Below are 25,556 nucleotides of genomic sequence, written 5' to 3' on the forward strand. Positions count from 1 at the left end.
AAATAATGATTTTAAGTTAAGATGCTCAAGGGTTATGTTTTTAATATTTATTTATTCTATTGACGAAAAATTATGTCAGTTTATTTGAGATATTTTTATGCTAAATTCTTTTTATAAACTGCCTCGTTGGTTACGGTTAAGTATTATTTTTCCTCTGGCTTTTCTCAATGGATGGTTATTGTTTAAGTTAATTGGTTATCTAGAACCATTAGTAACAATGTTAACTACAGCCACTTTACTGGCTTTTTTATTGGATTTACCCATTCGTTTTTTACAACAAAGAGGCATGAAAAGGGGATGGGCAGTTAGTATTGTTCTGTTATTAGCTTTGATTATTATTACTTTAATAGCTTTTATTTTAATTCCTTTAATTGTCAATCAACTCAGCGAATTATTGGCGGGTTTACCTCAATTACTTGCATCAGCTAATCAACAATTAGAAGAGTTAAAACAACGGGCCATTTCTCAAAGACTTTCTTCAATAGACTTTTCTGGGATCATAACACAATTTGCAAGAAAAATATCAGAAGTATTAGAATCTGTTGGCAACCAATTTTTAAATTTAATCGGAGGAACAATTGGAACTATATTTAATACTCTCATTATTTTGGTATTAACTGTTTTTTTAGTGTTAACAGGAGAAAGTATTTGGACTGGTATATTTAGTTGGGTTCCTACTCCTTGGAATCTGATAATTAGAGAATCTTTAAGAAATACTTTTCAGAGATATTTTGCCACTCAAGCTATTTTAGCTGGTCTTTTAAGTGTGGCACAAACTATTGTCTTTTTAGTTCTTCAAGTTCCTTATGCTGTATTATTTGGTTTTACTATCGGTATCACTACTTTGATTCCTTTTGCTAGTTCTATTACGATTATTGTAATTAGTATTTTATTGATGTTTCAAGACTTTGAATTAGGTCTAAAGGCTTTAATTGCAACTGTTATTGTGGGACAAATTAATGATAATATTATCTCCCCAAGATTAATGGGAGGAATGATCGGATTAAATCCGGTTTGGATTATTATTTCCTTATTTATTGGGGGAAAATTAGCGGGAGTATTAGGATTATTAATTGCGGTTCCTTTAGCTAGTGTCATTAAAATTATGGTAGATACATTACGTTATCCTCCTGAGTCAATTGACAATGGATAATGGATAATGGATAATGGATAATTGATGATGGATAATGGATAATGGATAATGGATAATAGACATTTTATTATGGATAATTCATAATTCATAATTCATAATTCATAATTCATAATTCATAATTCATAATTCATAATTCATAATTCATAATTCATAATTCATAATTCATAATTCATAATTCATAATTCATAATTCATAATTCATAATTCATAATTCATAATTCATAATTCATAATTCATAATTCATAATTTATAGTCATGACTATTGCTAGAACAATTTGTTTAGGTTTTGTTGCTGTAATTGCTATCGGAACTCTGTTATTAATTCTTCCTTTTTCCACCCAAGATGGTAGTTGGAATAATCCCATTATTGCCCTATTTACATCAACTTCAGCAGTTTGTGTAACTGGTTTAGTAGTAGTTGATACGGGAACTTATTTTTCCTTTTGGGGACAATTAATAATCATGTTATTAATTCAAGTAGGGGGTTTAGGTTATATGACTACTACTACTTTTTTGATATTATTAGTAGGAAGACGCTTTAATTTAAGACAAAAATTAGCTATTAAAGAATCATTTGATCGTCCATTTCTTCAAGGAAATAGTCAAAATATTATTCAGTCCATTATCGCTACTACCTTACTTTTTGAACTTGCTGGCGTGTTAATAATGCTGAATGTATTTTCTAGTAAATATGGAACCTTAGAGGGACTTTGGTTGGCGATATTTCATAGTGTTAGTGCTTGGAATAATGCAGGATTTGGCTTGTTAAAAGATAATTTAATGAGTTTTACCGGTTCATGGAGTATTAATTTTGCCATTACCATGTTAATTATTTTTGGTGGTATTGGCTATCAAGTTATTATTGAAATGTATTTATTTTTATTACATAAAATAAACAAAAGACAAGAAAGAATTGTTTTCTCTCTGAATTTCAAGGTTGCTACTAGCACCACCTTATTATTATTATTAGGAGGAACTGCTATCTTTTTTTTAGTTGAATTTAATAACCCCGATACCTTTACACCGCTTAATTTAAAAGATAAAATATTAGCAGCTTGGTTTCAATCAGTCACCAGTAGAACCGCAGGATTTAACACAATTGACATTGGTCAGATGACAATTGCTGGATTATTTACTACCATGGGATTAATGTTTATTGGTGCGAGTCCTGGTGGAACTGGAGGAGGAATTAAAACAACAACATTAAGGATTCTAAGTGACTGTACTCGCTCAGTTTTACGGGGTAATAACGAAGTAGTTCTTTATGGTCGACAAGTGCCTATTCCTTTAGTTTTAAAAGCGGTTGCTGTGGTGTTTGGTTCCGCAAATTTAGTAATTTTTATGACCTTTTCTATCTCCTTTATTGAAGTTAGTTTAAATCCTATTTTCTTTGATGAAAAATTTAATTCACTTCAAGTATTATTTGAGGTTATTTCTGCTTTTGCTACGGTAGGATTATCAACAGGAATTACTGCTAGTTTATCATCTATGTCCCAAATTTTATTAGTCATCACCATGTATACTGGAAGGGTAGGCGTTCTGCTGTTAATGGCTGCGATTGTAGGGGATACTCGTCCTAGAGTCGTTCAATACCCGGAAGAAACCTTATTAGTAGGATAATCATTAACTTAAAAAAATTGATAAAAATTAGCTCTAATAAGCTACAATCATAAAAATCATGTATATCAATATTATTTAACCAAAATAGGGATGGGTTATTAAGTTGAAATCTTTGAAATTTTTGAATGGTATACGTTCAGAAAATCGCCAATTTGCTGTGATTGGTTTAGGGCGTTTTGGACGAGCAGTTTGTCAAACTTTACATAAATTGGGGTATGAAGTCTTAGGGACAGATATTAATGAATCTTTAGTCGCACAAGCTTTAGCAGAAAAAATAGCTTCTAGTGTAATTGAATTAGATTCAACCAAACCCAATGCGTTAAAAGAAGCAGGTATTTTTGAATTTGATACCGTTATTGTTGCCATTGGAAACTATTTAGAAGAAAGTATTATTACCACCCTAAATGCTAAAGAAGGAGGGGTAAAATATGTTATTGCTAAAGCATCTTCTGATATTCATGGTAAACTATTAAAACGGGTAGGAGCAGATAAGGTAGTATTTCCTGAATATGATTCTGGTCGTGAATTAGCCTATACTTTGACTAAACCTGCTATCTTAGAAAGATTCGATCTTGATCCCGATCATAGTATCATAGAAACTCGTATTCCTGAAGAATTTCACGGTAAAACTATCGAAGAATTAAAATTACGTACTCGTTACCGTATTAGCATTTTAGCTATTGGAAGGGAAGACAAATTTAACATTAATCCTGAACCGAAAGAAAAACTGAATAAAGACTTAGTAATGGTAGTCATTGGTAACAATAAAGATATTCAAAGATTACCCATTTAGTTTTTAAAAAATTTCTGTTGTTTCTAATTTGTCTCTAGCAACTGATGTCGGGTTTAAGAGAAATAAGCCTGCATTTTTTGCGGTCTTTTCTGATAATTTAATTTTAGTTAAAGTTACTAACCCATCTTTAAGGAAAGAATCTCTGACTAATACTTTATCTCCTTTATTAAATTCTGTCTCATAAAAAACTTGTTTTATTCCCGCAGAAATGATTAATTTTAAACAAGAAATACAGGGTTCTAAAGTAACATAAATAAATGCTCCATTAGTCGAAATTCCGTGTTTTGCTGCTTGTGCGATCGCGTTAGCTTCTGCATGAACTGCACGGGAAGGTAAACTACTAGAAGCATCACAACTACTTAATCCAGGATAGCAGAATCCTTGGGCTGTACAATGGGCTGAACCTGATGGTGAACCGTTGTATCCTGTTGCTAATACTTGTCTATCTTTAACGATAACAGCACCCACAGGAAAGGCTAAACAAGTTGACCTGGTGGCGGCTAATTTAGCTATCATGATAAAGTATTCGTCCCAAGTGGGTCTTTGTTCTTCTAAAGAAATCATGAAGGGGTTTAAGTAAGAAATTATTGGGCTTTTTGTCTATTCAATACTTCATTATTATCTGTTAATGGGACAAGTGGCAACTTGATTAAGATTTCTCGTAATTGAATTAACGCATCATCGATAGGGTAAAGAAAGTTAAATTTAGGAAAACCAGGATATTTTTTCTCTTATAATTAAGTTATGTAGTTAACATTCTAGATTAGTAATATGCCAAAATTACTTAACACTAAACTAACAACTATCTTAGATGAATTAAAACAAAGTTTGAGGAATATTTATGGTGAGCAACTATTCCAACTTATTCTTTATGGTTCCCAAGCAAGAGGGGAAGCTCAACCTGATTCCGATATTGATATTTTAATTGTCCTTAATAAATCTTTTGATTATTCCCAAGAAATTGAACGAACTAGCCACTTAATCGCTGATTTATCTCTTAAATATAATACCCTTATTTCTCGCTCTTTTATCGACAGCCTACGCTTGACTTCAGAAAATAGTTCCTTTATTCGTAATATTAATAATGAGGGAATTTTGTTATGACTCCTTCTCAACAAGGTCTTCTTAATAAAGCCCAAAGGAGTTTGGACGCGGCAAAAACTTTAAAAGTAGAAGGATTTACAGAGTTTGCCGTTTCCCGTGCTTATTATGCCATGTTTTATCTGGCAGAAGCTTTGTTAGAAGGAGAAGGGTTATCTTTTTCAAAACATTCGGCTGTTATTTCTGCTTTAGGTGAGCGATTTGCCAGAACTAATCGTATTCCCCAAAATTACCACCGTTATCTTATTGATGCCCAAGCACAGCGTAATCGAGGGGATTATAACATTGACCCCAATCTCAGTGAGGCTGATGCTGAATTACTAATCTTTAGAGTCGAGACTTTTCTAGATTTTGTTATTAACAATATTGACTCAATTTAATCAACGACAAAATTACTGATCTTGAATATACTGTTGGCCCATTTTAAGACATTGATAAGCTTTCTGTAACTCAATTCCTAAATATCCAATATGATCAGGTTGTATTGCAGGAGAAGCAGCGCAAATTTCTCGAATTAACTTGCCCGAATTTTTCCCAGAATAACAAGCAACAATTTCTCCACTTCCTGGAGTAGTTTGCTTAACCATAATTTGTCCATCTTCCACTTCAATTAAAAAGTTACCTGATGGATCAAAATAGTCTCGATTATTAATAATTTTAGCATATTGATTAGTGATTAATTTATCAACATTTTCCCAAGTATCATCATAAATATGTGCGCTTTGACTAATAGTAATTAATGGCCCCATCTGTAAATTATAGTCTGAACGCTTAGCAATTTCATCACGAATATGTTGTTGTAATGCTCTTAAACCCATTGCATTTGCAGGCCAAGCAGCGAACATATCATTACTGCGTAAAGTAGCAGTTAAAGACAATTCATTCTCCACAACTCTTATCCAAATATGATTTAAACAAGGACTTCCTCCTTTATCATGATCATTAACATCCCAGAGAGACATTACCCCGCTTGCTGCATCAATTTCACCAATCAATTTATTAATAACTTGTTTAATTTGATCTTTTTTAAACCAAGACCTTAAACGCTGACCATAAGTATATTTTACTCCTTCAGTATAAGGTGCATCATCTAAAATTTGTGGGATATATTCTTTAAGGAAAGAACGATCAATAGGTAAATAATTAGGATCAGGAAAATAAACCTCAGCAGGTTCATTAGTAATGACTGCTGTTAAATCAATTAATTCTTGCCATTTTCCATCATAACCTGTCGGTCTAATAGTTCCGGTTGTTTTAATTCTATGTAATATTTTAACCCAAGTTTCTGCAATAGTTTTTCCTTCAATACGATGGCCATATCTTGGGCCAGGTAAAACGGTTAGAGTAGTTTCTAATTGAGGAAAAATCAAAGGATTTCCCCAAGGTTGCTTATTATTTTGATCGGCAAATTCTTTAATATAATCAACTGCTTCCCTAATAGATTTTGCTTCTTTATAGTCCAAATATTGACGCAAATTTTCTAACGCATCAGCATCAATTTCAATGTCAATATATCCAGTAATCTCAGAATTAATAACCCATGTATCTCGACCTGTATCACTCTTCCCTTGAGTAAATCCATGTTGTAAAAAGTCTAGTAAACATTGACATCCACCAGCATTTTTATCTTCTTTTGTCGCTTGTAAAATGACTAAAAACCTCACATGAGGATTAGCTAATAAATTACGAATTAAAGGACTTATTCCTCTGGTTGGACTATATAAATTACCAATAACTGCATAATCTTCAGGGTTTAAATGTTTAGCAACTGACTGTTTAACTGTCCATCCAGTAATAATTGCTGTTTGTCCATAACCACAAATTAATTGATTAGGTTTATAATGAGGAGTATAAGTAAATTGATAATTAGATGAGGTAATAGTCATAGTTTGTCAATAGTTTATAAGTAGGTAGAAAAAATTAATTACACAAAATTTGTAGGGGCAGGTTTTTGTAGGGGCGGGTTTTTTACATAAATCAATGATTCTCACAAAAAATTAAATAAACCCACCCCTACTGCCTTTGTTACTCAACCATTACAACTATATCAAAACCCGCCCTGGCTTTGCAATTAATTTTGCTTCGGTACTTACAATAATTTTAATGTGTAGTAAAAATTAATTTCTTTCAATCATCTTCCCTTTTAGGGAGAGGTAATTATCCATTATCCATTGTTAAATGTCATCTTCAGGAAGATAATCAGAGGTTAAAATTTCAGTTTTAGTAAAGGAACAAACTTCAGGAAAAATATTAAGAGGTAAATGAGTTTCTGCTTTAGCATATTTTCTAGCATTTTGATAACACTTATCAAAAATCTCATCAAAATAAGGATTAAAACTAGGACTATCTTCTAAATCTTCTAAAATCCTATTACGATGTTCTAAGATAGATTTTTCCCAACTTCCTGTACGTTTATTTGGCTGATATTTCCATTTTAGCAAGTGCATTAATAATTGTTCTAAATTACTGCGTAATCCTTTTTTTTCACTTCTTCCCATTGCTTCGATTTCTTCGATTAAGTTATCAATATCTAATTGATCTAACTTTTTTTGTTTAAGTAATTTAACTGTTTCCTGTAACCAGAGATTGAAGTCTGTCTCATATAGTATTTTAACTGCCTTCATCTTCATTGTCTTCCATGTAATATTATATTGATTGTAGCATAATAATTTTTTGTTTATAACGAGAAATAAATAGATTTGCTGGAGTGTCAATAAATTGATAATTTGATGAGGATATAGCGAATAATGGCTTAAAAAACCTTTTTTTCAAGGTAATTAATGATTTTTTTATGAATATTATCAACAGTTTGTTCTCCTTCTAATCTTAATATATTTCCCTCATAACTTTGAAAAACCTTAGAATAATTTTCTCTAACTTTATTTAATTTTTCTTGAGTTTCATAAACTTCTTTTAAGGAATAATTACTAATACGAGATAAAGCTAATTCTAAAGAAATATCGATATAAATAACTAAATCTGGATTGGGAAAACGTTTATTTAAACCATAAACAAAGTCAAATTCTTCTTGATTATTACAATTATAAGCAAGAGATGAAAAATAATAACGAGTGGCAATAACATGAGTTTTCTGATGTTTAATTAATTGATAAACACCATCGATATCATTGTATAAATGATAATATCTATCAGCCGTAAATAAATAAGCCATCTGTTCATCAAATTTTGCTTTATCTTGAATAGTAATTATTTGATTTTGCATCGCATTACGAATTAACTTACCGATGGGGCCATCTGTAGGTTCAGAACTAATAATTGCGGCATTTCCTTGATTAATAAAATAGCTTTTTAATAATTCTGCTTGAGTTGATTTTCCTGCTTTGTCAATTCCTTCTAAAACGATAAATAAAGGTTTCATATTTACTAAAATTTAATCAAAATTTATGATATTAAATTAATCTAACTGTAGGGTTAACGCAATACTATAAATTTTCGTAGGTTGGGTTTCACTATCGTTCAACCCAACCTACATTTACTGTTTATGGCTATACTTTCTTATTTTAAAAATGTCAAAATTATGCCAACTAATGATCCAATTAATAACACTAAACTACTTAAACTAGCAATAGCAAAACCTAGTATTCTTTTTTCGGCTGCTTGATAGTATCCCCAAGCATAAACAATACGACCAAGTATCCAAAATCCACCAATACCAGCCCCCCAAATTGGGCTAACATATAAGGAGAAAATCCAAAGTAACGGGAAAAATAAAACCATCTGTTCTATGGTATTTTGTTGAACCCTTAAAACTCTTTCAAAGTTAGGATTTCCTGTTGTTGCAGGGGGAGAAACATTATATTTAGATCTCGCACGACCGACATTTATGGTTAGAATAAAGTAGAGAAATAAAGTGAGTACGGTGACTAAACTAGGATAAATTTCCATAACAGTTTAATGAATGAATTAATGTTGACTACTAATAGTATAAGCTAAATGTTATCTAACGGACGACTAGCTAATCTTGAATGTATTCTATGTTTTGAATTAAAGCAATTTCAGCCCTAATAAATTCTCGTCCTAAATAGGCAGCATGGTTTAACATAGTAATAGGACAATCAGAATTTTCTTCAATAACTTTGACACATAATTCTTTAGCTGTCCGTCCTGTAAATAAGGTTTCAGAAACTCTGTTAACTTTGCCTTTTGCGGGAATAACTTTACCAGTTTCAGGATCAACTGCTAATCCTTTTTCATTAATAATATTAGTAAAATGTTTAGCACAAATTAAGCTGTTATCTCGATCAAGATAGATAATAAAATATCCCCCCGGATCAAGATCAATGTGACGTTTTGAAAGTTCATTATCAAGGGTCGTTATCGTGTCAATTAATGAGGACATAGAACTTCTAGACTATAAAAATAAAGCATATATATTCTATCCTAATTTATGGTATTATGGGTCAGGTACAATTTATTGTATCAAATTAATTGAACTGTAAAACGCCAGAAAATCCAAAATGAGAATAGTGACTAAACTAGGATAAATTTACATGACATTTTTATAAATTAATTTACAGATTTTATACTGGTATTTCAACAATTTGTGCAGTGGAGTCTGTCGGTTGACTTTCACCAGCTACCTCTAACCATCCTTGAATGGCATCTTGAAGGTTTTTAGTGACTTCTTCCATCGTATCTCCTTCAGTAATGCAACCAGGGAAAGCAGGAACTTCCGCCCAGTAACCACCTTCTTCTGCGGGATGAATAATAGCTTTGATTTTCATTTTTTCCCTCAATATTATTTAGAATGAACCATCATCATGACTTCCCCCCATTGTCCCGGAATAGACAAATCCTTTTTGAGCATCTATAGTAATAATTGCCCCATCACGAATCATATTAGTTGCTTCTTTAAACGCTACAATTACAGGAATTCCTAAACGCATTCCAATGACTGCCGCATGACTCGTTAAACTCGACTCATTGGTAATAATTCCGGCTGACTTACGCATCATCTCGACAAACTCCGCATTGGTCGAAGGAACCACTAAAATGTCTCCGGTCTCAAAATCTCCCAATTGTCTAGCTTGTTGGGCAACTCTGGCGCGGCCACTGGCAGATCCTTGACCAATACCAATTCCCTTACCTAAGATCGCCTTAACCATTTCCACTTTAATTAAATCTGTCGAACCAGCCACCCCTTGAAGACTTCCGGCCGTCATAACCACTAAATCTCCATCTTGGAGTAAATTATTTTCTTGGGCCACATTAATAGCAGATTTAAACGTTTGACTAGGAGAAGGTAAGTCTAAAACTAATAAAGGTTTAACTCCCCAAACTAACTGTAATTGTCTGGCTACATCCACATGAGGGGTAACAGCTAAAATGGGAATTTGAGGACGAAATTTTGACACATTGCGGGCCGTACTTCCCGTTTTTGTGAGGGACATAATAGCAGCCGCATTTAATTGTTGGGCAATTTGACTCACCGCGGCCGATATAGAATTAGTAATAGTTTGTTTTGGTTGGGAAGAATATTTAAGGGCAGTGGGTTCTTTTTCGATGCGTTCGGCAATGGAGGCCATGGTGGCGACGGCCTCAACCGGAAATTTGCCCACAGCAGTTTCATTAGACAACATTACCGCATCTGTTCCGTCTAAAATCGCATTAGCCACATCTGAAACTTCGGCCCGAGTAGGACGGGGGTTACTGACCATACTATCAAGCATCTGAGTCGCGGTGATGACAGGTATGCCCAACTTATTAGCAGTAGCAATTAACCGTTTTTGTAGGATAGGAACATCTTCGGCCGGTAATTCTACTCCTAAGTCCCCTCGGGCCACCATTACACCGTTACATAAGCAAAGAATATCTTCCATAGCTTCGATCGCTTCATGTTTTTCAATTTTAGCGATTACAGGAACAGATTTTCCAGCATTGGCGATCAATTCTTTAATTTCTAAGATATCTTGAGGATTACGGACAAAACTCAGGGCCACCCAATCAACCCCTTGATCAAGTCCGAACATTAAATCTTCTTTATCTTTATCAGTTAAGGCCTTAACTGAGAGATAAACCCCTGGAAAATTGACTCCTTTATTACTAGAAAGAACTCCCCCAACCACTACCCGACAGTGTAATTCTTTGCGATCATGATCGATTTTTTCTACCCGCATTTCCAACTTCCCATCATCGAGAAGAATGCGCGAATAGTTAGGAACCTCATCAGTGAGGTAAGCGTAACTAATAGAACTAATATTTTGATTACACTCTACCTTGCGACTGGTGAGAATGAAGGGATCACCATTTTTGAGGATAACAGACTCCATCGCAAATTTACCTACCCGAATTTTAGGCCCTTGTAAATCTTGTAAAATGCCTACAGGTTGATTGAGTTCAAAGGCCATTTGACGGATGAGACGAATGCTATGTTGATGATAATCGTGATCACCGTGGGAAAAGTTGAGACGGAGAGTGGTTGCGCCCGCTAAAATTAATTGACGCAAAACTTCTTTATTTTGGGTAGCTGGGCCGATAGTCGCAACAATTTTAGTTCGACGGGGTATGGGGCGCGGTTCCATGGGGGTATTCAAAGCTAAGGGCCAACACGGATTATAATCCACTTGGGGAGATCATTTATCTAGGATCTCACGAATGGAACCTCTTGAAGATTAAATTCCGTATTTTTTTAGGGATCATTATCACATGACTGACTCAAGTTGGCATTCAGCGGCCGAAATTCAAGGTATTTTTGATCGCATTGCCCCGGTTTATGATCAAATGAATACTTGGTTAAGTTTAGGACAGCATCGCATTTGGAAGCTAATGACTGTAAAATGGAGTGATCCGCAACCTGGGCATATGGGCTTAGATGTATGCTGTGGTAGTGGTGATTTAGCCCAATTATTAGCCCGTAAAGTGGGAAAAACTGGCCGGGTGGTAGGTTTGGATTTTTCGTCACAACAATTAGCGATCGCTCGTCAACGGGCCCAATATTATTATCCTTCTCTTTGTTTAGATTGGGTAGAAGGAGATGCGTTAAAGTTGCCTTTTGAGGATCAGACTTTTAATTGTGCCACAATGGGTTATGGTCTGCGAAATGTGACGGATATTCCTGCTTGTTTAAAAGAATTATATCGTGTCTTGAAACCAAATTCTAAGGTCGCTATTTTAGATTTTAATCGTCCTTCTCAACCTTGGATGGGTCGCTTTCAACAATGGTATTTAGACACTTTGGTTGTTTCTACGGCGCAACGTTTTGGTTTAACTGACGAATATGCTTATATTAATCCTAGTTTAGACCGATTTCCTACAGGAAACGAGCAAGTTAAATTAGCTTATGATGCGGGGTTTAGTCAGGTAGTTCATTATGCGATTGCGGGGGGAATGATGGGGGTTTTAGTTGCTACTAAATTTTAAACAAGTATTAATTAATCGTCTATAATTATGAACTGTAGGGGCATGGCACTAATAAGATTTTGCCTGGACAAAAATTTGAATAATGCCATGCCCTAAGTAACTGGACAAAAATAAACGTTACGGTGAAGTGAGCAGGGGAGCACCGGAGCAGGGAGAGGGGTTACAACCTAGTTACATTTCTTAACATAGTATTGTTTATTTATGTCCGACTACTTATTGATTATTTTAAATAGATTTGGGCATGGCGTTAATGAGATGATGGTAAAATCATAAGTTACTGATGCCATGCCCCTACAAATATTAAAGACATTTGGGCATGGCGTTAATAAGATTTTGCCTGGACAAAAATTAGCAATTGTTAAATAAGATTTGAGAGGTGGGGTATTTTCTAATAACAGACGAGTTGAAAATGAAAAAATAATTAACCTGTTTCACTATAATTAAGTTATAATAAAAGTAAATTTACTAATCCACAAATCAATCATGACTGACAATGAAATTAAACAATTAGTTGCCTCTAATGCAAAAACAATTCAAGCTTTAGCAAATTCTATGGCGACAGATAGACAAGAAAGACAAGAAGAAAGAAGTCAACTGTATCAATACTTAGGGAGAATTGCCGCAGCACAGTCAAACTTTTATGAAATTCAATCTGATTACTATCATCAATTAGCTACTTTGTCAGAAAAACAGACTAAATTTGAAGAAAGACAGTTAAACATTGAGGAGAAACAGTTAAAAATCGAAGAAAAACAAGCAGAAATGCAAGCAGAAATCGTTGCTATTTTAAGGCATTTATCAATAGGAGAAATACCATCAACTGACTAAAATTATAAATCTGAAATACCATCAACTGACTAAAATTATAAATCTGAAGTTAAGTAATTAGATTGTTTTTTGAATTTATTTATGACCACTTACTTAACTTAAACCATAAAAATCTTCATCAAGAATTTCTTCTAAAGAGAAAGGACAACCCAAAGGATAATCTTCTTCCTTGGGAATGGGGATTCCAAAACTAGCTAATTGCCCTTCCTTAACAGCAATTTTTCGCCCTTTAGGATAAGCTTTATTAACAGCAATTGTTAAATAATATTTTAGAGAAGGTGTATTTTCTAATAGCAGAATAACTCGTTCACGATGTTCAATAATTGAGCGATACCAACTCGATTTCATTGTATCAGGAACAACAGACTGCACCCTTAATTTGAGTAAATGAGCTAGTAAAATCATTAAATTTCCCTCTAAGGAATTTTTTTCGGACTTACCCAAATCTCTTAACTCCTCAATCAAATGATGAACATCTAAAGCTTGAAAATTAGCTTGTTCTAACTGACTAATTGTTTCTGCAAGCCATACCTGAAAATCCTGATCATATAACTCTGAGATTGGACTCATTGTATCATTTCTCCTAATAAAAACATTTAAAAGAGTTTTTTGTGGGGAATTTTTCCCTAACTCCTAACCTAATATCTTAATTATAAGCTTGTGATCGACCCATTAATTATGTCAATATAGTAGAAAGTGCCTTCATCTATCAACCCTCAAAGACCTTGGACTTTTCCTCTCTAGATTTCGCCTTAATCTCTACCTTAGTTGTTCCTCCGATAGCAGGGGCAATTATTGGTTATTTTACCAATGATATCGCCATCAATATGCTATTTCGCCCTTATGAAGCCATTTATATCGGTAAACAGCGTCTTCCCTTTACCCCAGGTTTAATTCCTCGTAACCAAGAACGACTGGCCAAAAAAGTTTCTGATACAATTATGGGGTCATTACTCACCCCAGAAGAACTGCAAAAATTAGCCCGAAGATTACTAAAAACGGAACGGGTACAAGCGGCGATTTTGTGGCTATTAAATTTATCCATGAAGCAATTTAAAGCGGATAAAGAACAAAAAACAGCCAAGATTTTAGCGGATATCCTCAGAGATTTATTTAGTGAATCTTTACCCAGACTTATTAAAACTTTGACCCGTCGTCAAGACTTTTTAGACAATCAAATTAATCAAATTTTCGATCAGATTTTATTAGATTTACGGTTAAGTGATATTCAAGCAAGACAGTTTGCTGACTGGTTATTAGAAACGGTTGTCCCTCCAGAAATGTTGAGACAAACCTTAATAGATTTTCTCTCCGAACGGAATATACAAGTCATTGATGAAGGGTTTAGGGAAAAAACCAGTGGAACTTATTGGGTAGTAGCTAATTTATTTGGTCTTCGTAATACCTTAAGTCGGTTACGGAGTTTTTGTATTGAAGAGAAAGAAATGGCTAATACACGACTCAAAGAATTATTATTGTCGTTAGAGATTAGGAGTCGTCTACGACAAGGGTTACTAAGTTTATCTTTACAAAATTTACCAGTATCAACAGTAAGAGAATTAAGAACAACAATCCGAGAAACAGTCAAAATATATATTCAAGAAAGTGGGCCACAATGGATAGAAGATTTGGGGCGTACTATAGAGTGGGAGCAACTTTCAGTCTTAATTGTTAATCGTTTACAAGCATCTACTGCTGTTATCACTTCCTTAGAAACAATTAGTCAAGAATTAGCCTTAGTATTAGAAAAATATTTAGAAGAAGATTTAGAAAAAATAGTTTCTCAAGCTATTCCTATTTTATCTATTGATCAAGTAATTATTGACCGAGTAAATGCTACTTCTCCCCAAAATTTGGAATTAGCTATCCAAGGAATTGTTAAGAGTGAATTACAAGCGATTGTTAATCTTGGAGGAGTATTAGGATTTATGGTAGGGATATTACAAACGATTTTCTTTTTATTACGATAAGTATCTTAAAAAAACAGAAAAAATTAGGAGTTAAAATAAATCGCTAGACTTAATCTTTCAACCCCTAATATCTTCTTGACCTGTCTAATTAGTCAAATATAACACCTTCTAACTGAGTGTCGAGAACATCGAGGTAGTTTTGATCGTTGAAGACATTCTCAGATAATCTTCCTTTAGCGATCGCACTTCTAATTAAGGTATCAGCAGTCACTTGTTTAGAGATTAACGCACTTTTGAAACCGCCATGACTAGGAATACCTAAATCAGTAAAATACCCTTGATAAGCTAATTGTACCAATGTAACTGGGGGTAAATAATTAATAGTTGTTTGACGATTATTAACCGTAACCGCCGCTAATTCTTCAGAGGAGAAAGCAGGAGTAGCAAAACTTGAAAGCAAAACAATGGATAAGCCACCAAGGATTAGATTTTTCATGGGAATTACTGCAAGGTTAATAGTATAAAAAATAGCAATAACATAACTCTCAATTTTCCGAGAATCTTGAAATGATAACTAGGTCTTCACCTGAGTCGATTACATTTATCTAGAACATTGAGATTTGTTATGACTTTTATTATAAAACGCGGTATTATATATTATCTTCCTGCTATAAGCTCATCCAAAAGGGTGATGACCATGCTTTTTTTTCATTAGGTTTATACGATACTTACAAAAAATGAATGATGAATGATGAATGATCAATGATCAATGTACAATTAACAATTCATAATTCATAATTCATAATTCATAATTAATTAATTCAGTTTAAAATTCTGATGTTTTATTGTCGATGAAGTTATTTTTTAAACTGAAGTTAAAACCCTGAAGGAAGACCAATAAGAAACCTTAATAGGACTGTTAAGCAAGAAATTAGTAATAAAAGCCTTTAAAATGCTATAGTTAACCACTAATCAAAGAAATCTGTAAGAAACCGTAACATAACCACTAGGCTAAGTGGATCGAGGGGTTTATGATTAATTAAAGGAATATACTATAAACAAGATTTAAAGTAGTGCTTTCCGTCTATCCCGTTAACGATGATAGTAACACCAGGAGATAAATAACATGACCACTGAAAAAGTAGACATTAACGGCACTCAAGCCAAAGAACCCGAAAAAGTAGCAGCAGCGACTAAAACTGTCACCAGAAGCCAAAAACTGCAAGAAGACAAACAAGCAAGTGCTTTATCTGTTAAGGAAAAGTCAGCTAAAGGTTCCCACGGTTTACAATTACTAACGGAACCGAGTTATCTTCCGGGAAATCGTCCCATTGAAGCGAGTCACCTAAATATTGTTAGTACCTATGGCTCTCTTGGTACAACTCGTCCTGTTGTTGCGAGTGGAATGGAAGTATCAGGAACCTTGACAATTTCCGGAGAACGGCCCATTATGGCCAGTCACTTACATATTAGTGAAACTTATAATGTCATGGGAGATCGTCCCGTTGCTTCTAATGAGATCGATGATCCGGAATTATTAATGGGATTTCTTGATTAATAAATTCGTAAACTTGGGGTGGGCATTGCCCACCTTACCAATTTTTGACTAAACACTCAGTTTAAGGGCATTAACGGGGACTTCATCCCAAGATTCTACAGTTCTCAAACGGGCTACCCAACCTTCTTGTTTTTGCCCTTGGCTTAAGTTATTAAGCCAAGTTTGATGACAGTCTTTCGCGGCTTTTTCGTCATAGCAAGCAATACAAGAATAAATAATCCCACAGGGATCGATTTGTTCATTAACCCAAATTATCATAGTTTTTTCCCTGATTTGGCCAGTTAAATAGTTTTAGACTTGTTTTTTTTGTTCAACAAGGAACAATTATTTAAACCTTAATTGTCAATTATTAATTGTCAATTGTCAATTGCTTGATTCAATAATTACTTTTAGAAAGGATGAGAAAACTTTATTTTTTATTACCAGGGACAGGAGGTAAATTTGTTTGTGGGGGACTGTTTGCCGAATTAAAAGCTTTTAATTTAGCTAGTCAAATTTGTCCTTCTCAAGTTGTTACTTATCGTCAACGAGAACCGGATAATCTTTTCATAGATGATATTTTAAAACAAAAAGACTTAGATGATGTTATTTTTGTCATTAGTTGGGGGTTTGATGTCCCTAAACTTGCTCATAAATTAAAATCTTATCAGGTTATTTATCATGCACATAGTGCAGGTTATGGATTTCAATTACCCTCAACTATTCCTATTATAACCGTTAGTCGTAATACGATGGGTTATTGGGGTCAAAAATCTCCTAATTCTTTAATTTACTATTTACCTAATCAAATTTCTGATGAGTTTACTAACTTACATTTAGACCGGGATATTGATGTTTTAGTTCAAGCAAGAAAGTCATCAGATTATTTAGTAAAACAGTTAATTCCTACTTTACAAAAACGCTCTAATGTGCTAGTCATTAATAATTTTGTTGAAGATCTAGCTCAATTATTTAATCGAGCAAAAGTCTATTTATATGACTCGGCCGAATATTGGGCGCAACAAGGGGTTAGCGAGGGTTTTGGACTACCACCTATGGAAGCTTTAGCTTGTGGTTGTCAAGTATTTTCTAGTGTTAATGGGGCATTATCTGATTATTTAGATCCTGGTTTTAATAGTTATAAAATTGCTGGATATTCAACAGAATATGATGTAGAAAGAATACTAAAAGTTCTTAAATCTTTAGATTTATTAACTTTATCAAATCAAGTTTTAGCTGAATATAGAACTGAGAATATTCTTAAAAGATTAGATGTCATATTAAAAGAAATTAACGATTTTTTTGATCATCAATGTGAGTATTCAGGTAATATTCAGGGGTTAACTAAACCAAGAATGGCTAAATTATTCACCCAGAAAGTCTGGAATAAATTACGTCAAAAAATTGTCAAGCTGACACCTTGAAAGGTGTAGCTATTAAAACAAAACCCGCCTTCGCGGGTTAGGTATTGTTAAATATTACATATTACACGAAAAGCCTGCGTCGGCAGGCTTTGTATCTGTAGCCTCAGCCTTTAGGCTGAAGGACTCAACAATATTCCTAAATTATTTACCCATTTTAAAGCTAACACCTTGAAAGGTGTAGCTATTAAAACAAAACCCGCCTTCGCGGGTTAGGTATTGTTAAATATTACATATTACACGAAAAGCCTGCGTCGGCAGGCTTCGTATATGTAGCCTCAGCCTTTAGGCTGAAGGCTGAAGGAATTTAAAACTCAACGATATTTTTTAAAAACTAAGGTCACATTATGACCACCAAACCCGAAAGAGTTAGATAAGGCAACGTCCACCGTCACAGCGCGACTGTGATCTCGGACATAATCGAGATCACATTCAGGGTCAGGATTAGCTAAATTAATAGTTGGGGGAACACGATCATTAGCGATGGCCATAACAGCAGCTATTGCCTCAATACCACCCGAACCACCCAATAAATGCCCTGTCATGGACTTAGTAGAACTGATAGGAATTTTGTAAGCTTGTTGTCCCAAAGCCTTTTTAATTGCCTTAGTTTCCGTCACATCATTAGCCGAGGTACTGGTTCCATGAGCATTAATATAACTAATTTGCTCAGGAATTAATCCGCCATCGATTATGGCTAGTTCCATGGCACGAGTTGCCCCACGACCATCAGGAACAGGGGCCGTCATATGATAGGCATCACAGGTCATGCCATAACCTACCATCTCAGCATAAATTGTGGCTCCTCGGTTGAGGGCCTGTTCCAATTCTTCTAAGAGTAAAATCCCTGATCCTTCTCCCATGACAAAACCATCTCGATCGCGATCAAACGGACGACTAGCCGTATAAGGATCATCATTACGAGTAGATAGGGCCCGGGCTGCCCCAAAACCTGCCAGAGACAGAGGAGTAATAGAGGCTTCTGTTCCCCCACAAATCATGGCTTTAGCGTAACCCCGTTGAATCAGACGAAAAGCATCACCAATGGCATGAGAACCGGCCGCACAAGCTGTTACCGTACAATTATTTGGCCCTTTAGCCCCTGTATGAATCGCCGTCAGTCCAGAGGCCATATTAGCAATCATCATCGGAATCATAAAAGGACTACAACGACTAGGACCGCGATCGAGATAAATTTCTTGTTGATCTTCGAGAACCTTAATTCCCCCTATGCCTGACCCAACAATGACCCCCACTTGTTCAGCATTCAGGTCATTAATGATTAACTCAGAATGAGCTAAAGCTTGTAGACTGGCAGACACCCCTAATTGAGCAAAGCGATCCATGTGTTTAGCTTCTTTACGAGTGAAGTAGTCGTGAGGGTCAAATCCTTTGATTTCACCTGCGATGCGACAGAAGTGTTGAGAAGGGTCGAAACGGGTAATTGTACTAATGCCATTGCGCCCACTCATCAATCCTTCCCAGTATTCGGCCAAGGTATTTCCTATAGGGGTGATCGCACCTAGCCCTGTTACGACAACGCGCTTTAATTTTTGATTGGTCATGATCTTTGCTTACATATTAAGGCCTAATCTACCCAGTCTGGAGTTGGGCGAATTTGGTATGAGGAATAACGATCTTGTTAATTAAGCAGTGACTTACTTCTTTATGATGTAGTCCACCACCTCTTGCACTGTAGTAATTTTTTCAGCGTCCTCGTCAGGAATCTCAATCTCAAATTCTTCTTCTAGGGCCATCACGAATTCAACAATATCTAGGGAGTCTGCCCCTAAATCCTCTGTAAAAGAGGCCTCTGGTACGATTTTGCTTTCGTCATCAACTTCTAGGTTGTTTTTAATAATTGTCTTAACGCGATCAAAGATGTCTTGGCTCATAAATCCTTATATATACCGCTAGATACCTCGTCGGAGAGTCCATAACGAGGGGAAATGGGGCGGATGATACCATTTCTTAGGTTGATGTCATAGTCAGACTTCAGTTAGCATTCTTCATCTTATCCGTAAATGGTCAGTCAGGGAATACTTCCCTAAAATTGATGAGGGTTGGTTGTTTTGTATAAAATGTGCTTTCTTAGGGGGTTTCCTTCTGGTAAATCAGGATGGTCAAATTCTTGACTAAATTTCATGTCAATTCGTTCCATGACTCGCCGCGATCGCCAATTTTTCGGGACGGTAAAGGATAGGACTTCTGGAAGATTAAGTTGAGTAAAGGCAAATTCTAAAGCGGCTTTTGCTCCTTCGGTGGCGTATCCTTTGCCCCAATAATCATATCCAAGTCTCCAGCCTATTTCTACACAAGGGGTAAAGGAAGCTTGAAAACGAGGAATTGATAATCCGATAAATCCGATTAAACTAGGAGAATCTTGTAATTGTGTAGCCCATAAACCAAAGCCATTTTCTTCAAAATGAGTCTCTATTCTCTCAATGAAACTGTTACTTTCATCAAAGGAAAGAGGTTTAGGTAAAAATTCCATAACTCTGGGATCAGCATTAATTTGAGAGAAAGTTTGTTGATCTTCTGTTTGCCATCTTCTTAAGATTAGTCTAGGGGTGATAATTTCTAGCATTTTATTCAATAAAATAGACGAATGCTACCCGCAAATCGAGATCCCGTCAAAAGTCAAGAAATCCACAAAGATAAATCTTTATCAATTAAATCTTGAAGCTTTATTATATCTTCTTTATATCCTTCTGTTAATTCCTGACGCAACTGAGGATCTAGTTTCGGTTTCCAACTATTTTTTCTTTTCATTGAAGTTACCCAGTTTTTGCGCCAATCATTGGGAAGAAGATTTTTTAACTTATCCTTGAACACATTCGGTTTATTTATGATCTGGTCTAATATTTGATTTTTAGGAAACGAACGGACATTATACTGTTTACTGATATCGGGGATAAAAGTTGTATCAATGCCCAGGTATTGATACATATTTTGCATTACATTGAGGGAATCTTTTCCTAAGTCGTCATATAAATATATTTTGAATTGACTCTCATCAAATAGGGATTTATATCGATTAATTTGTTCGTAATAAAATCCCTGTTTTCTATAGTGCCAACTCGGTCCCCAGTTAGCTTCAATTCTTTGGTTTTCTTGTGCTAATGCTTCAGAAAAACTTAAGGGTTCATGACCTAACCATTTAGTATGTAAATAGTGAGAAAAAGCTCGATCCGCAGGGTGTCTTAAAATTGCTATTAACTTAAGGTCAGGAAATCGCCGATGCATTCTCCCTGGAGCTTCTTTATTATATAAATAGCTAACACTTGCTTCTCCAATAGCTGTTTCATCTTTTACCTCTGAAAATAATGCTTTGTATTCATCAAAAGTTTTAATTGCATTTTGATAAATCTTGTCATCAAGTTTCGTCGAGAAACGTCTATTTTCTCCATCCCATTGAAAAAACTTTGGTTCTTTTATTGAACTCATATAAACTTGTGGGTGTTCCTTTAAATAGGAATAAACAGATGATGTTCCTGACTTCACTGCACCAATGACAATAAAATTAACCAATTTCATAAATGCCCCTTCTTCTCCTGAATGTTATTAACTATATCATAGTTTTTGTTTTACATAGTTTATTATAGCGTTTTTCGCAATAAGTGAGATACAACTAACTCCTTTATTAGAAAACAAACACTAATTTGAGATCCCAATTTTTCGCAGAAATAGGAATAAGTTGAACCTGTTGAATAAACTCTCGAAAATAAAAGCGTCGTTCTGCTTCTGATAAATCTTGCCAAAATTGAGGTAAAGAAACAGCTTGAGCAATAATTTTTAAATTTCCTGGCGGTAATTGTTCGATTTTAGCACTTAATTGAGCGATTTCTGTTTGTAATTTATACCGTCTTAATGCCGCAGTTTCAGAGTCTAATATTTCTGATTTTATTAAATTTGGTAATTGATTAATAATTGCTTGTTTATTATTAATTTTTTCTTGGATATTATTTCTAATTATTTCGGGATTAGGAAGATTTAATTTAGCAACAGTTTCTGGTAAATATTTACATATTTTTTCGATTATTTGTTGTAAAATTGTCTCATAATTAAGCAGATTACATGGCGGATTTAAGAGACAATTATTAGGCCGAAGATAGAGATATTGTTGTCGTTTATTTTTGATTTTTGTACAACTAACGCTCATAGAAGATTGACATTTTTGACACATTACTAATCCAGCTAAAGAACGAGGCGCACTGGCAGTTCTAGGAGGTAATTTTTGATTACGACGTAGTAAACGATCAATTTGTGCCGCTTCTTCCCGTGAAATAATGGCAATGTGAGTATCAGGAATAATGTCTTGATTTTGATATATTAAATCTCCTCGATAAACAGGATGATTTAACCAACGATGACCAGTCGAAACAGAAATTTTTTTACCATATCTTTTGTCTAAATATTTAACCGCACCTCGAAGGGAACCAAATAATAAAAACTGCTCAAAAAAATCTTTAATTACTGGGGCGGTACTACGATCAATAATGTATCTATCTTTACCGCGACGATATCCATAAGGTGCTTTTCCTGGAGGTGGTAAAGCATTAATTCTATTTTGATAATGTCCCTGTTGTAATTTTAGAGAAGTTTGATAATTTTGCTCCTCATTTTCGTTATTTTTCATGGTTTAAATGTGATCAATAGTTAATATAAAATAGAAATATAGCGATTCTATTTGATCTAGGACTGCTATATTTTATTAACAATTAACTCTCGTACATCTGAGACTTGACCTTTAACGGCCGCTGCTACAACCATCGCGGGACTCATTAACAAAGTACGTCCAGTCGATGATCCCTGACGACCCTTAAAATTACGGTTAGAAGAAGATGCACTAATTTGATCCCCTTGTAACTTATCGGGGTTCATGGCTAAACACATTGAACAACCGGCCTCACGCCATTCAAACCCAGCCTCCACAAAGATTTTATCGAGTCCTTCCGCTTCTGCTTGTTCTTTGACCCGTTCTGAACCTGGAACCACAAATGCTTTGACCCCAGAAGCTACTCGATGTCCTTGAGCAAACTTGGCCGCTTCCCGTAAATCGCTAATACGTCCATTTGTACAACTCCCAATAAAACAAACATCAATTTTTGTGCCTTTAATGGGGGTTCCTGGGGACAACTGCATATAATCGTAAGCTTCTTTAGCGATCGCTCTTTCTCCTTCGGGTAAACTATCAGGAGTAGGAATATTTTCGCTGACTCCAAGGCCTTGGCCGGGAGTAATACCCCAAGTTATAGTGGGTTCAATCTCACTTGCTTCAAAGGTGACGATATCATCATATTGAGCATCAGCATCTGATCTCATACTACGCCACCAAGTAACCGCTTGCTCCCAGTCTTTTCCTGTAGGGGCAAAATCTCGTCCTTTGAGATATTCAAAAGTCACCTCATCGGGGTTAATATAGCCACACCGGGCCCCCCCTTCAATAGCCATATTACAGACAGTCATCCGTTCTTCCATAGACATGGCTTCAAAGGTAGTGCCAGCATATTCATAAGCATAGCCTACCCCTCCTTTAACCCCTAATTGACGGATGATATACAGGATGACATCTTTTGCATATACTCCTGGGGGTAAAGTGCCATTTACTTCAATTTTACGGACTTTTAGTTTAGATAAAGCCAGGGTTTGGGAAGCTAAAATATCTCTAACTTGAGAAGTGCCAATACCAAATGCGATCGCACCAAAGGCCCCATGGGTAGATGTATGGGAGTCTCCACAAGCAATAGTCATTCCGGGTTGGGTTAAACCTTGTTCAGGGGCAATCACATGAACAATGCCTTGATTACCTGATCCAATATTATAGAAACGAATACCGTTATCTTGGGCATTGTTTTCTAAGGCCTGCATCATTTCTTCGGCCAGATAATCAACAAAAGGACGGGTCTGATTTTCTGTGGGGACAATATGATCAACGGTGGCCACAGTCCGCTCAGGATACAATACTTTGAGTCCTCTTTCTCGTAGCATAGCAAATGCTTGAGGACTGGTGACTTCGTGAATTAAATGTAGTCCGATGAATAGTTGGGTTTGGCCTGATGGTAAAATTTTAACAGTGTGGGCTTCCCAAACTTTGTCAAATAAGGTTCCTTTGCTCATGTAAGTAATACTTGTAGAGAGTCATTATCTGTTTATCATTTTAGCGGTTTGAGGAACTATGCGCGAGGGGTTGAATATTTTCAATCTGATTCTTTTACTTCTTCGAGAAGATGAATTAATCTAGTCTCCGTTTGTCGTGTCATGTAACAACCTTCCCAGTTAAATAATTAAATTATCAAGATTTCTAACAAGGTAATCGTGATATTATGCTTAATCTAACACCTCATTAAACTTTAGCATGGACATACTAACAAATCTTAACTTTAGCAACTATATTCAATGGTTAGGAATTTTAAGCCTTGTTTTCTTATTGTTAACAATTGTCGCCTTTTTTGTGGGTTGGGGCTTTCGTTTTCGTTTGGTGGGAATAACTAGCTTTATGGTTGTACTCACGGTAGGATTATTTGGTTTGGGGTTAGGGTTATTTACTCGGACTCAAATTCCTGGAGCCGTTCATTTTTCTCGTGTTTATGATAATGGGGGAAATCAAGTGGTTATTGTCGTTCCTCCCTCTATTACCCCTGATGAAGTCGAACCTACCCTCAAACAAGCGGCTAATGATTATTTTTCCTATGGTAGAGTCGGTCCTCAAAATTCTCAATTAACTATTCGACTACGCACTATTCTTCATCCTCAACCCGGTATGACTGAACCTCTCTATCTGGGACAAGTTAAGCGATCGCTTGCTGTTCGAGAGGATGAAAACCTAGACATTGAAATTTTTAGTCAAAATTTGGCTAAGTTACCTAATTATAAATTATAAATTATGAATTATGAATTATAAATTAAGTAGGTGGTCATAATTAAAGTCACCTACTTATAAATTATCCATATTCATAATTCATAATTCATAATTCATAATTCATAATTCATAATTCATAATTCATAATTCATAATTCATAATTCATAATTCATAGTTCATAATTCATAATTTTTTGTGCTGTCCTGAGAATTTTTCCGGCTAAAATAGCGGCCCCAAACCCATTATCAATATTAACAACCCCTATCCCAGTAGCACAAGAATTAAGCATAGTTAATAAAGGGGCCACCCCACCAAAACTGACCCCATAACCCACACTGGTAGGGACAGCAATAACAGGACAATTAGCCATTCCCGCTACTACACTCGGTAACGCTCCTTCCATCCCGGCTACCACAATTAACACATCTGCTTGTCCAATTAACTCACGATGGCTCAATAAACGGTGAATTCCGGCTACTCCTACATCCCATAACCTTTGCACCGAAAAACCACACAATTGGGCTGTTATGGCTGCTTCCTCAGCGACTGGTAAATCGGCTGTTCCCGCAGTAATAATCGAAATGACTCCTATACCCTGACGTTCTATTTCTCCGGTCTGGAGGGCGCAAATTCGAGCCATAGGATAGTAAATTAAATGGGGTACTTGAGCTTGTAATTGTTCGGCTACAATTGACTCGATTCGAGTGGCCATGACAACAGGCGATCGCCCAGCCATGACGGTCATAATTTGGGCAATTTGATCAGGAGTTTTACCTGGCCCCCAAATCACTTCAGGAAATCCAGTTCTTAAATGACGATGATGATCAATTTTGGCAAAATCTTCAACAGCTTCAAAACTCAAATGTTTAAGTTTTTCTAAGGCCGTTTCCGGTTGAATTTCTCCGTTAGCAATTTTTTGGAGAAGCACATACAGAGCATCTGGGTTCATTAC

Annotated in this window: 28 protein-coding genes and 1 pseudogene; 11 read left to right on the plus strand and 18 right to left on the minus strand. The window is 35.4% G+C overall.

The window, feature by feature from the left end; all coding sequences use genetic code 11:
- Positions 1-97 precede the first annotated feature (97 nt).
- From AsFPU1_RS12140 to AsFPU1_RS12150, 3 genes are all read left to right on the plus strand, one after another.
- A complete protein-coding gene (locus AsFPU1_RS12140; protein ID WP_124974891.1) occupies positions 98-1,153 on the plus strand; it encodes an AI-2E family transporter in 1,056 nt (351 codons plus the stop codon).
- 254 nt (positions 1,154-1,407) lie between these two features.
- Complete coding sequence (locus AsFPU1_RS12145) at positions 1,408-2,772, plus strand: TrkH family potassium uptake protein (RefSeq protein ID WP_124974893.1); 1,365 nt, start codon at positions 1,408-1,410, stop codon at positions 2,770-2,772.
- Between the two features lie 103 nt (positions 2,773-2,875).
- Positions 2,876-3,565, plus strand: coding sequence for a potassium channel family protein (locus AsFPU1_RS12150; protein ID WP_124974895.1), 690 nt, complete (start codon positions 2,876-2,878; stop codon positions 3,563-3,565).
- Between the two features lie 3 nt (positions 3,566-3,568).
- On the opposite strand, the gene AsFPU1_RS12155 is transcribed toward AsFPU1_RS12150, so the two are convergent.
- Positions 3,569-4,129: a deoxycytidylate deaminase gene (locus tag AsFPU1_RS12155; protein WP_124974897.1), complete on the minus strand. Its 561-nt coding sequence runs from the start codon at positions 4,127-4,129 to the stop codon at positions 3,569-3,571.
- A gap of 207 nt (positions 4,130-4,336) precedes the next feature.
- Here AsFPU1_RS12155 and AsFPU1_RS12165 point away from each other — a divergent pair, with 207 nt between their 5' ends.
- Positions 4,337-4,669: a nucleotidyltransferase domain-containing protein gene (locus AsFPU1_RS12165; RefSeq protein ID WP_124974899.1), complete on the plus strand. Its 333-nt coding sequence runs from the start codon at positions 4,337-4,339 to the stop codon at positions 4,667-4,669.
- Entirely contained in the window at positions 4,666-5,046 is a 381-nt protein-coding gene (locus tag AsFPU1_RS12170; RefSeq protein WP_124974901.1) for a HEPN domain-containing protein, read from the plus strand. The genes AsFPU1_RS12165 and AsFPU1_RS12170 overlap by 4 nt, the downstream gene beginning before the upstream one ends.
- A 12-nt stretch (positions 5,047-5,058) precedes the next feature.
- On the opposite strand, the gene AsFPU1_RS12175 is transcribed toward AsFPU1_RS12170, so the two are convergent.
- From AsFPU1_RS12175 to pyk, 7 genes are all read right to left on the minus strand, one after another.
- Positions 5,059-6,552: a thymidylate synthase gene (locus AsFPU1_RS12175; protein ID WP_124974903.1), complete on the minus strand. Its 1,494-nt coding sequence runs from the start codon at positions 6,550-6,552 to the stop codon at positions 5,059-5,061.
- Between the two features lie 288 nt (positions 6,553-6,840).
- Positions 6,841-7,290, minus strand: a complete 450-nt coding sequence (locus AsFPU1_RS12180; RefSeq protein WP_124974955.1) for a DUF29 domain-containing protein — start codon at positions 7,288-7,290, stop codon at positions 6,841-6,843.
- 128 nt (positions 7,291-7,418) lie between these two features.
- Complete coding sequence (gene tmk / locus AsFPU1_RS12185; protein WP_124974905.1) at positions 7,419-8,045, minus strand: dTMP kinase; 627 nt, start codon at positions 8,043-8,045, stop codon at positions 7,419-7,421.
- A gap of 137 nt (positions 8,046-8,182) precedes the next feature.
- A complete protein-coding gene (locus tag AsFPU1_RS12190) occupies positions 8,183-8,572 on the minus strand; it encodes an MAPEG family protein (protein ID WP_124974907.1) in 390 nt (129 codons plus the stop codon).
- A 70-nt stretch (positions 8,573-8,642) separates the two neighbouring features.
- On the minus strand, positions 8,643-9,026 hold the full coding sequence (locus AsFPU1_RS12195; RefSeq protein WP_124974909.1) for a DUF4346 domain-containing protein: 384 nt from the start codon (positions 9,024-9,026) through the stop codon (positions 8,643-8,645).
- A 181-nt stretch (positions 9,027-9,207) separates the two neighbouring features.
- Positions 9,208-9,411, minus strand: coding sequence for a type II toxin-antitoxin system HicB family antitoxin (locus AsFPU1_RS12200; protein WP_124974911.1), 204 nt, complete (start codon positions 9,409-9,411; stop codon positions 9,208-9,210).
- A gap of 18 nt (positions 9,412-9,429) precedes the next feature.
- Positions 9,430-11,208, minus strand: coding sequence for a pyruvate kinase (pyk, locus tag AsFPU1_RS12205; protein ID WP_124974913.1), 1,779 nt, complete (start codon positions 11,206-11,208; stop codon positions 9,430-9,432).
- A gap of 124 nt (positions 11,209-11,332) precedes the next feature.
- Between pyk and ubiE the strand changes: the two genes are divergently transcribed.
- On the plus strand, positions 11,333-12,046 hold the full coding sequence (ubiE, locus tag AsFPU1_RS12210; RefSeq protein ID WP_124974915.1) for a bifunctional demethylmenaquinone methyltransferase/2-methoxy-6-polyprenyl-1,4-benzoquinol methylase UbiE: 714 nt from the start codon (positions 11,333-11,335) through the stop codon (positions 12,044-12,046).
- A 483-nt stretch (positions 12,047-12,529) separates the two neighbouring features.
- A complete protein-coding gene (locus AsFPU1_RS12215) occupies positions 12,530-12,874 on the plus strand; it encodes a hypothetical protein (protein WP_227873517.1) in 345 nt (114 codons plus the stop codon).
- 93 nt (positions 12,875-12,967) lie between these two features.
- On the opposite strand, the gene AsFPU1_RS12220 is transcribed toward AsFPU1_RS12215, so the two are convergent.
- Positions 12,968-13,444 (minus strand): DUF29 domain-containing protein, encoded by a 477-nt coding sequence (locus tag AsFPU1_RS12220; RefSeq protein ID WP_124974917.1) that lies wholly within the window; start codon positions 13,442-13,444, stop codon positions 12,968-12,970.
- A 155-nt stretch (positions 13,445-13,599) separates the two neighbouring features.
- Here AsFPU1_RS12220 and AsFPU1_RS12225 point away from each other — a divergent pair, with 155 nt between their 5' ends.
- Positions 13,600-14,844 (plus strand): DUF445 domain-containing protein, encoded by a 1,245-nt coding sequence (locus AsFPU1_RS12225; protein WP_124974919.1) that lies wholly within the window; start codon positions 13,600-13,602, stop codon positions 14,842-14,844.
- An 88-nt stretch (positions 14,845-14,932) separates the two neighbouring features.
- Here the strand turns inward: AsFPU1_RS12225 and AsFPU1_RS12230 are convergent, their stop codons facing one another.
- Complete coding sequence (locus AsFPU1_RS12230) at positions 14,933-15,280, minus strand: hypothetical protein (protein WP_124974921.1); 348 nt, start codon at positions 15,278-15,280, stop codon at positions 14,933-14,935.
- 630 nt (positions 15,281-15,910) lie between these two features.
- Between AsFPU1_RS12230 and AsFPU1_RS12235 the strand changes: the two genes are divergently transcribed.
- Positions 15,911-16,342: a hypothetical protein gene (locus tag AsFPU1_RS12235; RefSeq protein WP_124974923.1), complete on the plus strand. Its 432-nt coding sequence runs from the start codon at positions 15,911-15,913 to the stop codon at positions 16,340-16,342.
- A gap of 48 nt (positions 16,343-16,390) precedes the next feature.
- Here the strand turns inward: AsFPU1_RS12235 and AsFPU1_RS12240 are convergent, their stop codons facing one another.
- Positions 16,391-16,600 carry a glycogen debranching protein gene (locus tag AsFPU1_RS12240; RefSeq protein WP_124974925.1) on the minus strand — a complete coding sequence of 70 codons (210 nt, stop codon included), beginning with the start codon at positions 16,598-16,600 and terminating at the stop codon, positions 16,391-16,393.
- A 140-nt stretch (positions 16,601-16,740) separates the two neighbouring features.
- Here AsFPU1_RS12240 and AsFPU1_RS12245 point away from each other — a divergent pair, with 140 nt between their 5' ends.
- Positions 16,741-17,745, plus strand: coding sequence for a glycosyltransferase (locus tag AsFPU1_RS12245; protein ID WP_124974927.1), 1,005 nt, complete (start codon positions 16,741-16,743; stop codon positions 17,743-17,745).
- Positions 17,746-18,056: 311 nt separating this feature from the next.
- On the opposite strand, the gene fabF is transcribed toward AsFPU1_RS12245, so the two are convergent.
- The 6 genes and pseudogenes from fabF to leuC all read right to left on the minus strand — a co-directional run bounded on the left by fabF (position 18,057) and on the right by leuC (position 23,862).
- Positions 18,057-19,307, minus strand: coding sequence for a beta-ketoacyl-ACP synthase II (gene fabF, locus AsFPU1_RS12250; RefSeq protein ID WP_124974929.1), 1,251 nt, complete (start codon positions 19,305-19,307; stop codon positions 18,057-18,059).
- 93 nt (positions 19,308-19,400) lie between these two features.
- On the minus strand, positions 19,401-19,637 hold the full coding sequence (acpP, locus tag AsFPU1_RS12255) for an acyl carrier protein (protein ID WP_124974931.1): 237 nt from the start codon (positions 19,635-19,637) through the stop codon (positions 19,401-19,403).
- Positions 19,638-19,789: 152 nt separating this feature from the next.
- Positions 19,790-20,329, minus strand: coding sequence for a GNAT family N-acetyltransferase (locus AsFPU1_RS12260; RefSeq protein ID WP_124974933.1), 540 nt, complete (start codon positions 20,327-20,329; stop codon positions 19,790-19,792).
- Between the two features lie 53 nt (positions 20,330-20,382).
- Complete coding sequence (locus tag AsFPU1_RS12265; protein ID WP_124974935.1) at positions 20,383-21,279, minus strand: sulfotransferase family protein; 897 nt, start codon at positions 21,277-21,279, stop codon at positions 20,383-20,385.
- A gap of 106 nt (positions 21,280-21,385) precedes the next feature.
- A pseudogene (locus AsFPU1_RS12270) lies at positions 21,386-22,348 on the minus strand (recombinase family protein); the annotation flags it as partial.
- A 98-nt stretch (positions 22,349-22,446) separates the two neighbouring features.
- The gene (gene leuC, locus AsFPU1_RS12275; RefSeq protein ID WP_124974939.1) at positions 22,447-23,862 is read right to left on the minus strand and encodes a 3-isopropylmalate dehydratase large subunit; all 1,416 of its coding nucleotides are present in this window, start codon (positions 23,860-23,862) and stop codon (positions 22,447-22,449) included.
- 238 nt (positions 23,863-24,100) lie between these two features.
- On the opposite strand from leuC, the gene AsFPU1_RS12280 reads away from it, so the two are divergent.
- A complete protein-coding gene (locus tag AsFPU1_RS12280) occupies positions 24,101-24,625 on the plus strand; it encodes a Ycf51 family protein (protein WP_124974941.1) in 525 nt (174 codons plus the stop codon).
- Between the two features lie 148 nt (positions 24,626-24,773).
- On the opposite strand, the gene larB is transcribed toward AsFPU1_RS12280, so the two are convergent.
- The gene (larB, locus tag AsFPU1_RS12285) at positions 24,774-25,553 is read right to left on the minus strand and encodes a nickel pincer cofactor biosynthesis protein LarB (RefSeq protein WP_124974943.1); all 780 of its coding nucleotides are present in this window, start codon (positions 25,551-25,553) and stop codon (positions 24,774-24,776) included.
- Between the last annotated feature and the right edge of the window lie 3 nt (positions 25,554-25,556).

It is taken from the genome of Aphanothece sacrum FPU1, assembly GCF_003864295.1.
Taxonomy (GTDB): domain Bacteria; phylum Cyanobacteriota; class Cyanobacteriia; order Cyanobacteriales; family Microcystaceae; genus Aphanothece_B; species Aphanothece_B sacrum.

Coding starts and splice junctions, on each gene's coding strand:
- fabF (WP_124974929.1), bottom strand. CDS start 19,307: ATGACCAATCAAAAATTAAAGCGCGTTGTCGTAACAGGGCTAGGTGCG.
- AsFPU1_RS12190 (WP_124974907.1), bottom strand. CDS start 8,572: ATGGAAATTTATCCTAGTTTAGTCACCGTACTCACTTTATTTCTCTAC.
- leuC (WP_124974939.1), bottom strand. CDS start 23,862: ATGAGCAAAGGAACCTTATTTGACAAAGTTTGGGAAGCCCACACTGTT.
- acpP (WP_124974931.1), bottom strand. CDS start 19,637: ATGAGCCAAGACATCTTTGATCGCGTTAAGACAATTATTAAAAACAAC.
- AsFPU1_RS12170 (WP_124974901.1), top strand. CDS start 4,666: ATGACTCCTTCTCAACAAGGTCTTCTTAATAAAGCCCAAAGGAGTTTG.
- AsFPU1_RS12200 (WP_124974911.1), bottom strand. CDS start 9,411: ATGAAAATCAAAGCTATTATTCATCCCGCAGAAGAAGGTGGTTACTGG.
- AsFPU1_RS12260 (WP_124974933.1), bottom strand. CDS start 20,329: ATGCTAGAAATTATCACCCCTAGACTAATCTTAAGAAGATGGCAAACA.
- AsFPU1_RS12165 (WP_124974899.1), top strand. CDS start 4,337: ATGCCAAAATTACTTAACACTAAACTAACAACTATCTTAGATGAATTA.
- AsFPU1_RS12220 (WP_124974917.1), bottom strand. CDS start 13,444: ATGAGTCCAATCTCAGAGTTATATGATCAGGATTTTCAGGTATGGCTT.
- AsFPU1_RS12235 (WP_124974923.1), top strand. CDS start 15,911: ATGACCACTGAAAAAGTAGACATTAACGGCACTCAAGCCAAAGAACCC.
- AsFPU1_RS12140 (WP_124974891.1), top strand. CDS start 98: ATGCTAAATTCTTTTTATAAACTGCCTCGTTGGTTACGGTTAAGTATT.
- AsFPU1_RS12145 (WP_124974893.1), top strand. CDS start 1,408: ATGACTATTGCTAGAACAATTTGTTTAGGTTTTGTTGCTGTAATTGCT.
- ubiE (WP_124974915.1), top strand. CDS start 11,333: ATGACTGACTCAAGTTGGCATTCAGCGGCCGAAATTCAAGGTATTTTT.
- larB (WP_124974943.1), bottom strand. CDS start 25,553: ATGAACCCAGATGCTCTGTATGTGCTTCTCCAAAAAATTGCTAACGGA.
- AsFPU1_RS12155 (WP_124974897.1), bottom strand. CDS start 4,129: ATGATTTCTTTAGAAGAACAAAGACCCACTTGGGACGAATACTTTATC.
- AsFPU1_RS12240 (WP_124974925.1), bottom strand. CDS start 16,600: ATGATAATTTGGGTTAATGAACAAATCGATCCCTGTGGGATTATTTAT.
- AsFPU1_RS12280 (WP_124974941.1), top strand. CDS start 24,101: ATGGACATACTAACAAATCTTAACTTTAGCAACTATATTCAATGGTTA.
- AsFPU1_RS12265 (WP_124974935.1), bottom strand. CDS start 21,279: ATGAAATTGGTTAATTTTATTGTCATTGGTGCAGTGAAGTCAGGAACA.
- AsFPU1_RS12215 (WP_227873517.1), top strand. CDS start 12,530: ATGACTGACAATGAAATTAAACAATTAGTTGCCTCTAATGCAAAAACA.
- pyk (WP_124974913.1), bottom strand. CDS start 11,208: ATGGAACCGCGCCCCATACCCCGTCGAACTAAAATTGTTGCGACTATC.
- tmk (WP_124974905.1), bottom strand. CDS start 8,045: ATGAAACCTTTATTTATCGTTTTAGAAGGAATTGACAAAGCAGGAAAA.
- AsFPU1_RS12195 (WP_124974909.1), bottom strand. CDS start 9,026: ATGTCCTCATTAATTGACACGATAACGACCCTTGATAATGAACTTTCA.
- AsFPU1_RS12180 (WP_124974955.1), bottom strand. CDS start 7,290: ATGAAGGCAGTTAAAATACTATATGAGACAGACTTCAATCTCTGGTTA.
- AsFPU1_RS12175 (WP_124974903.1), bottom strand. CDS start 6,552: ATGACTATTACCTCATCTAATTATCAATTTACTTATACTCCTCATTAT.
- AsFPU1_RS12230 (WP_124974921.1), bottom strand. CDS start 15,280: ATGAAAAATCTAATCCTTGGTGGCTTATCCATTGTTTTGCTTTCAAGT.
- AsFPU1_RS12245 (WP_124974927.1), top strand. CDS start 16,741: ATGAGAAAACTTTATTTTTTATTACCAGGGACAGGAGGTAAATTTGTT.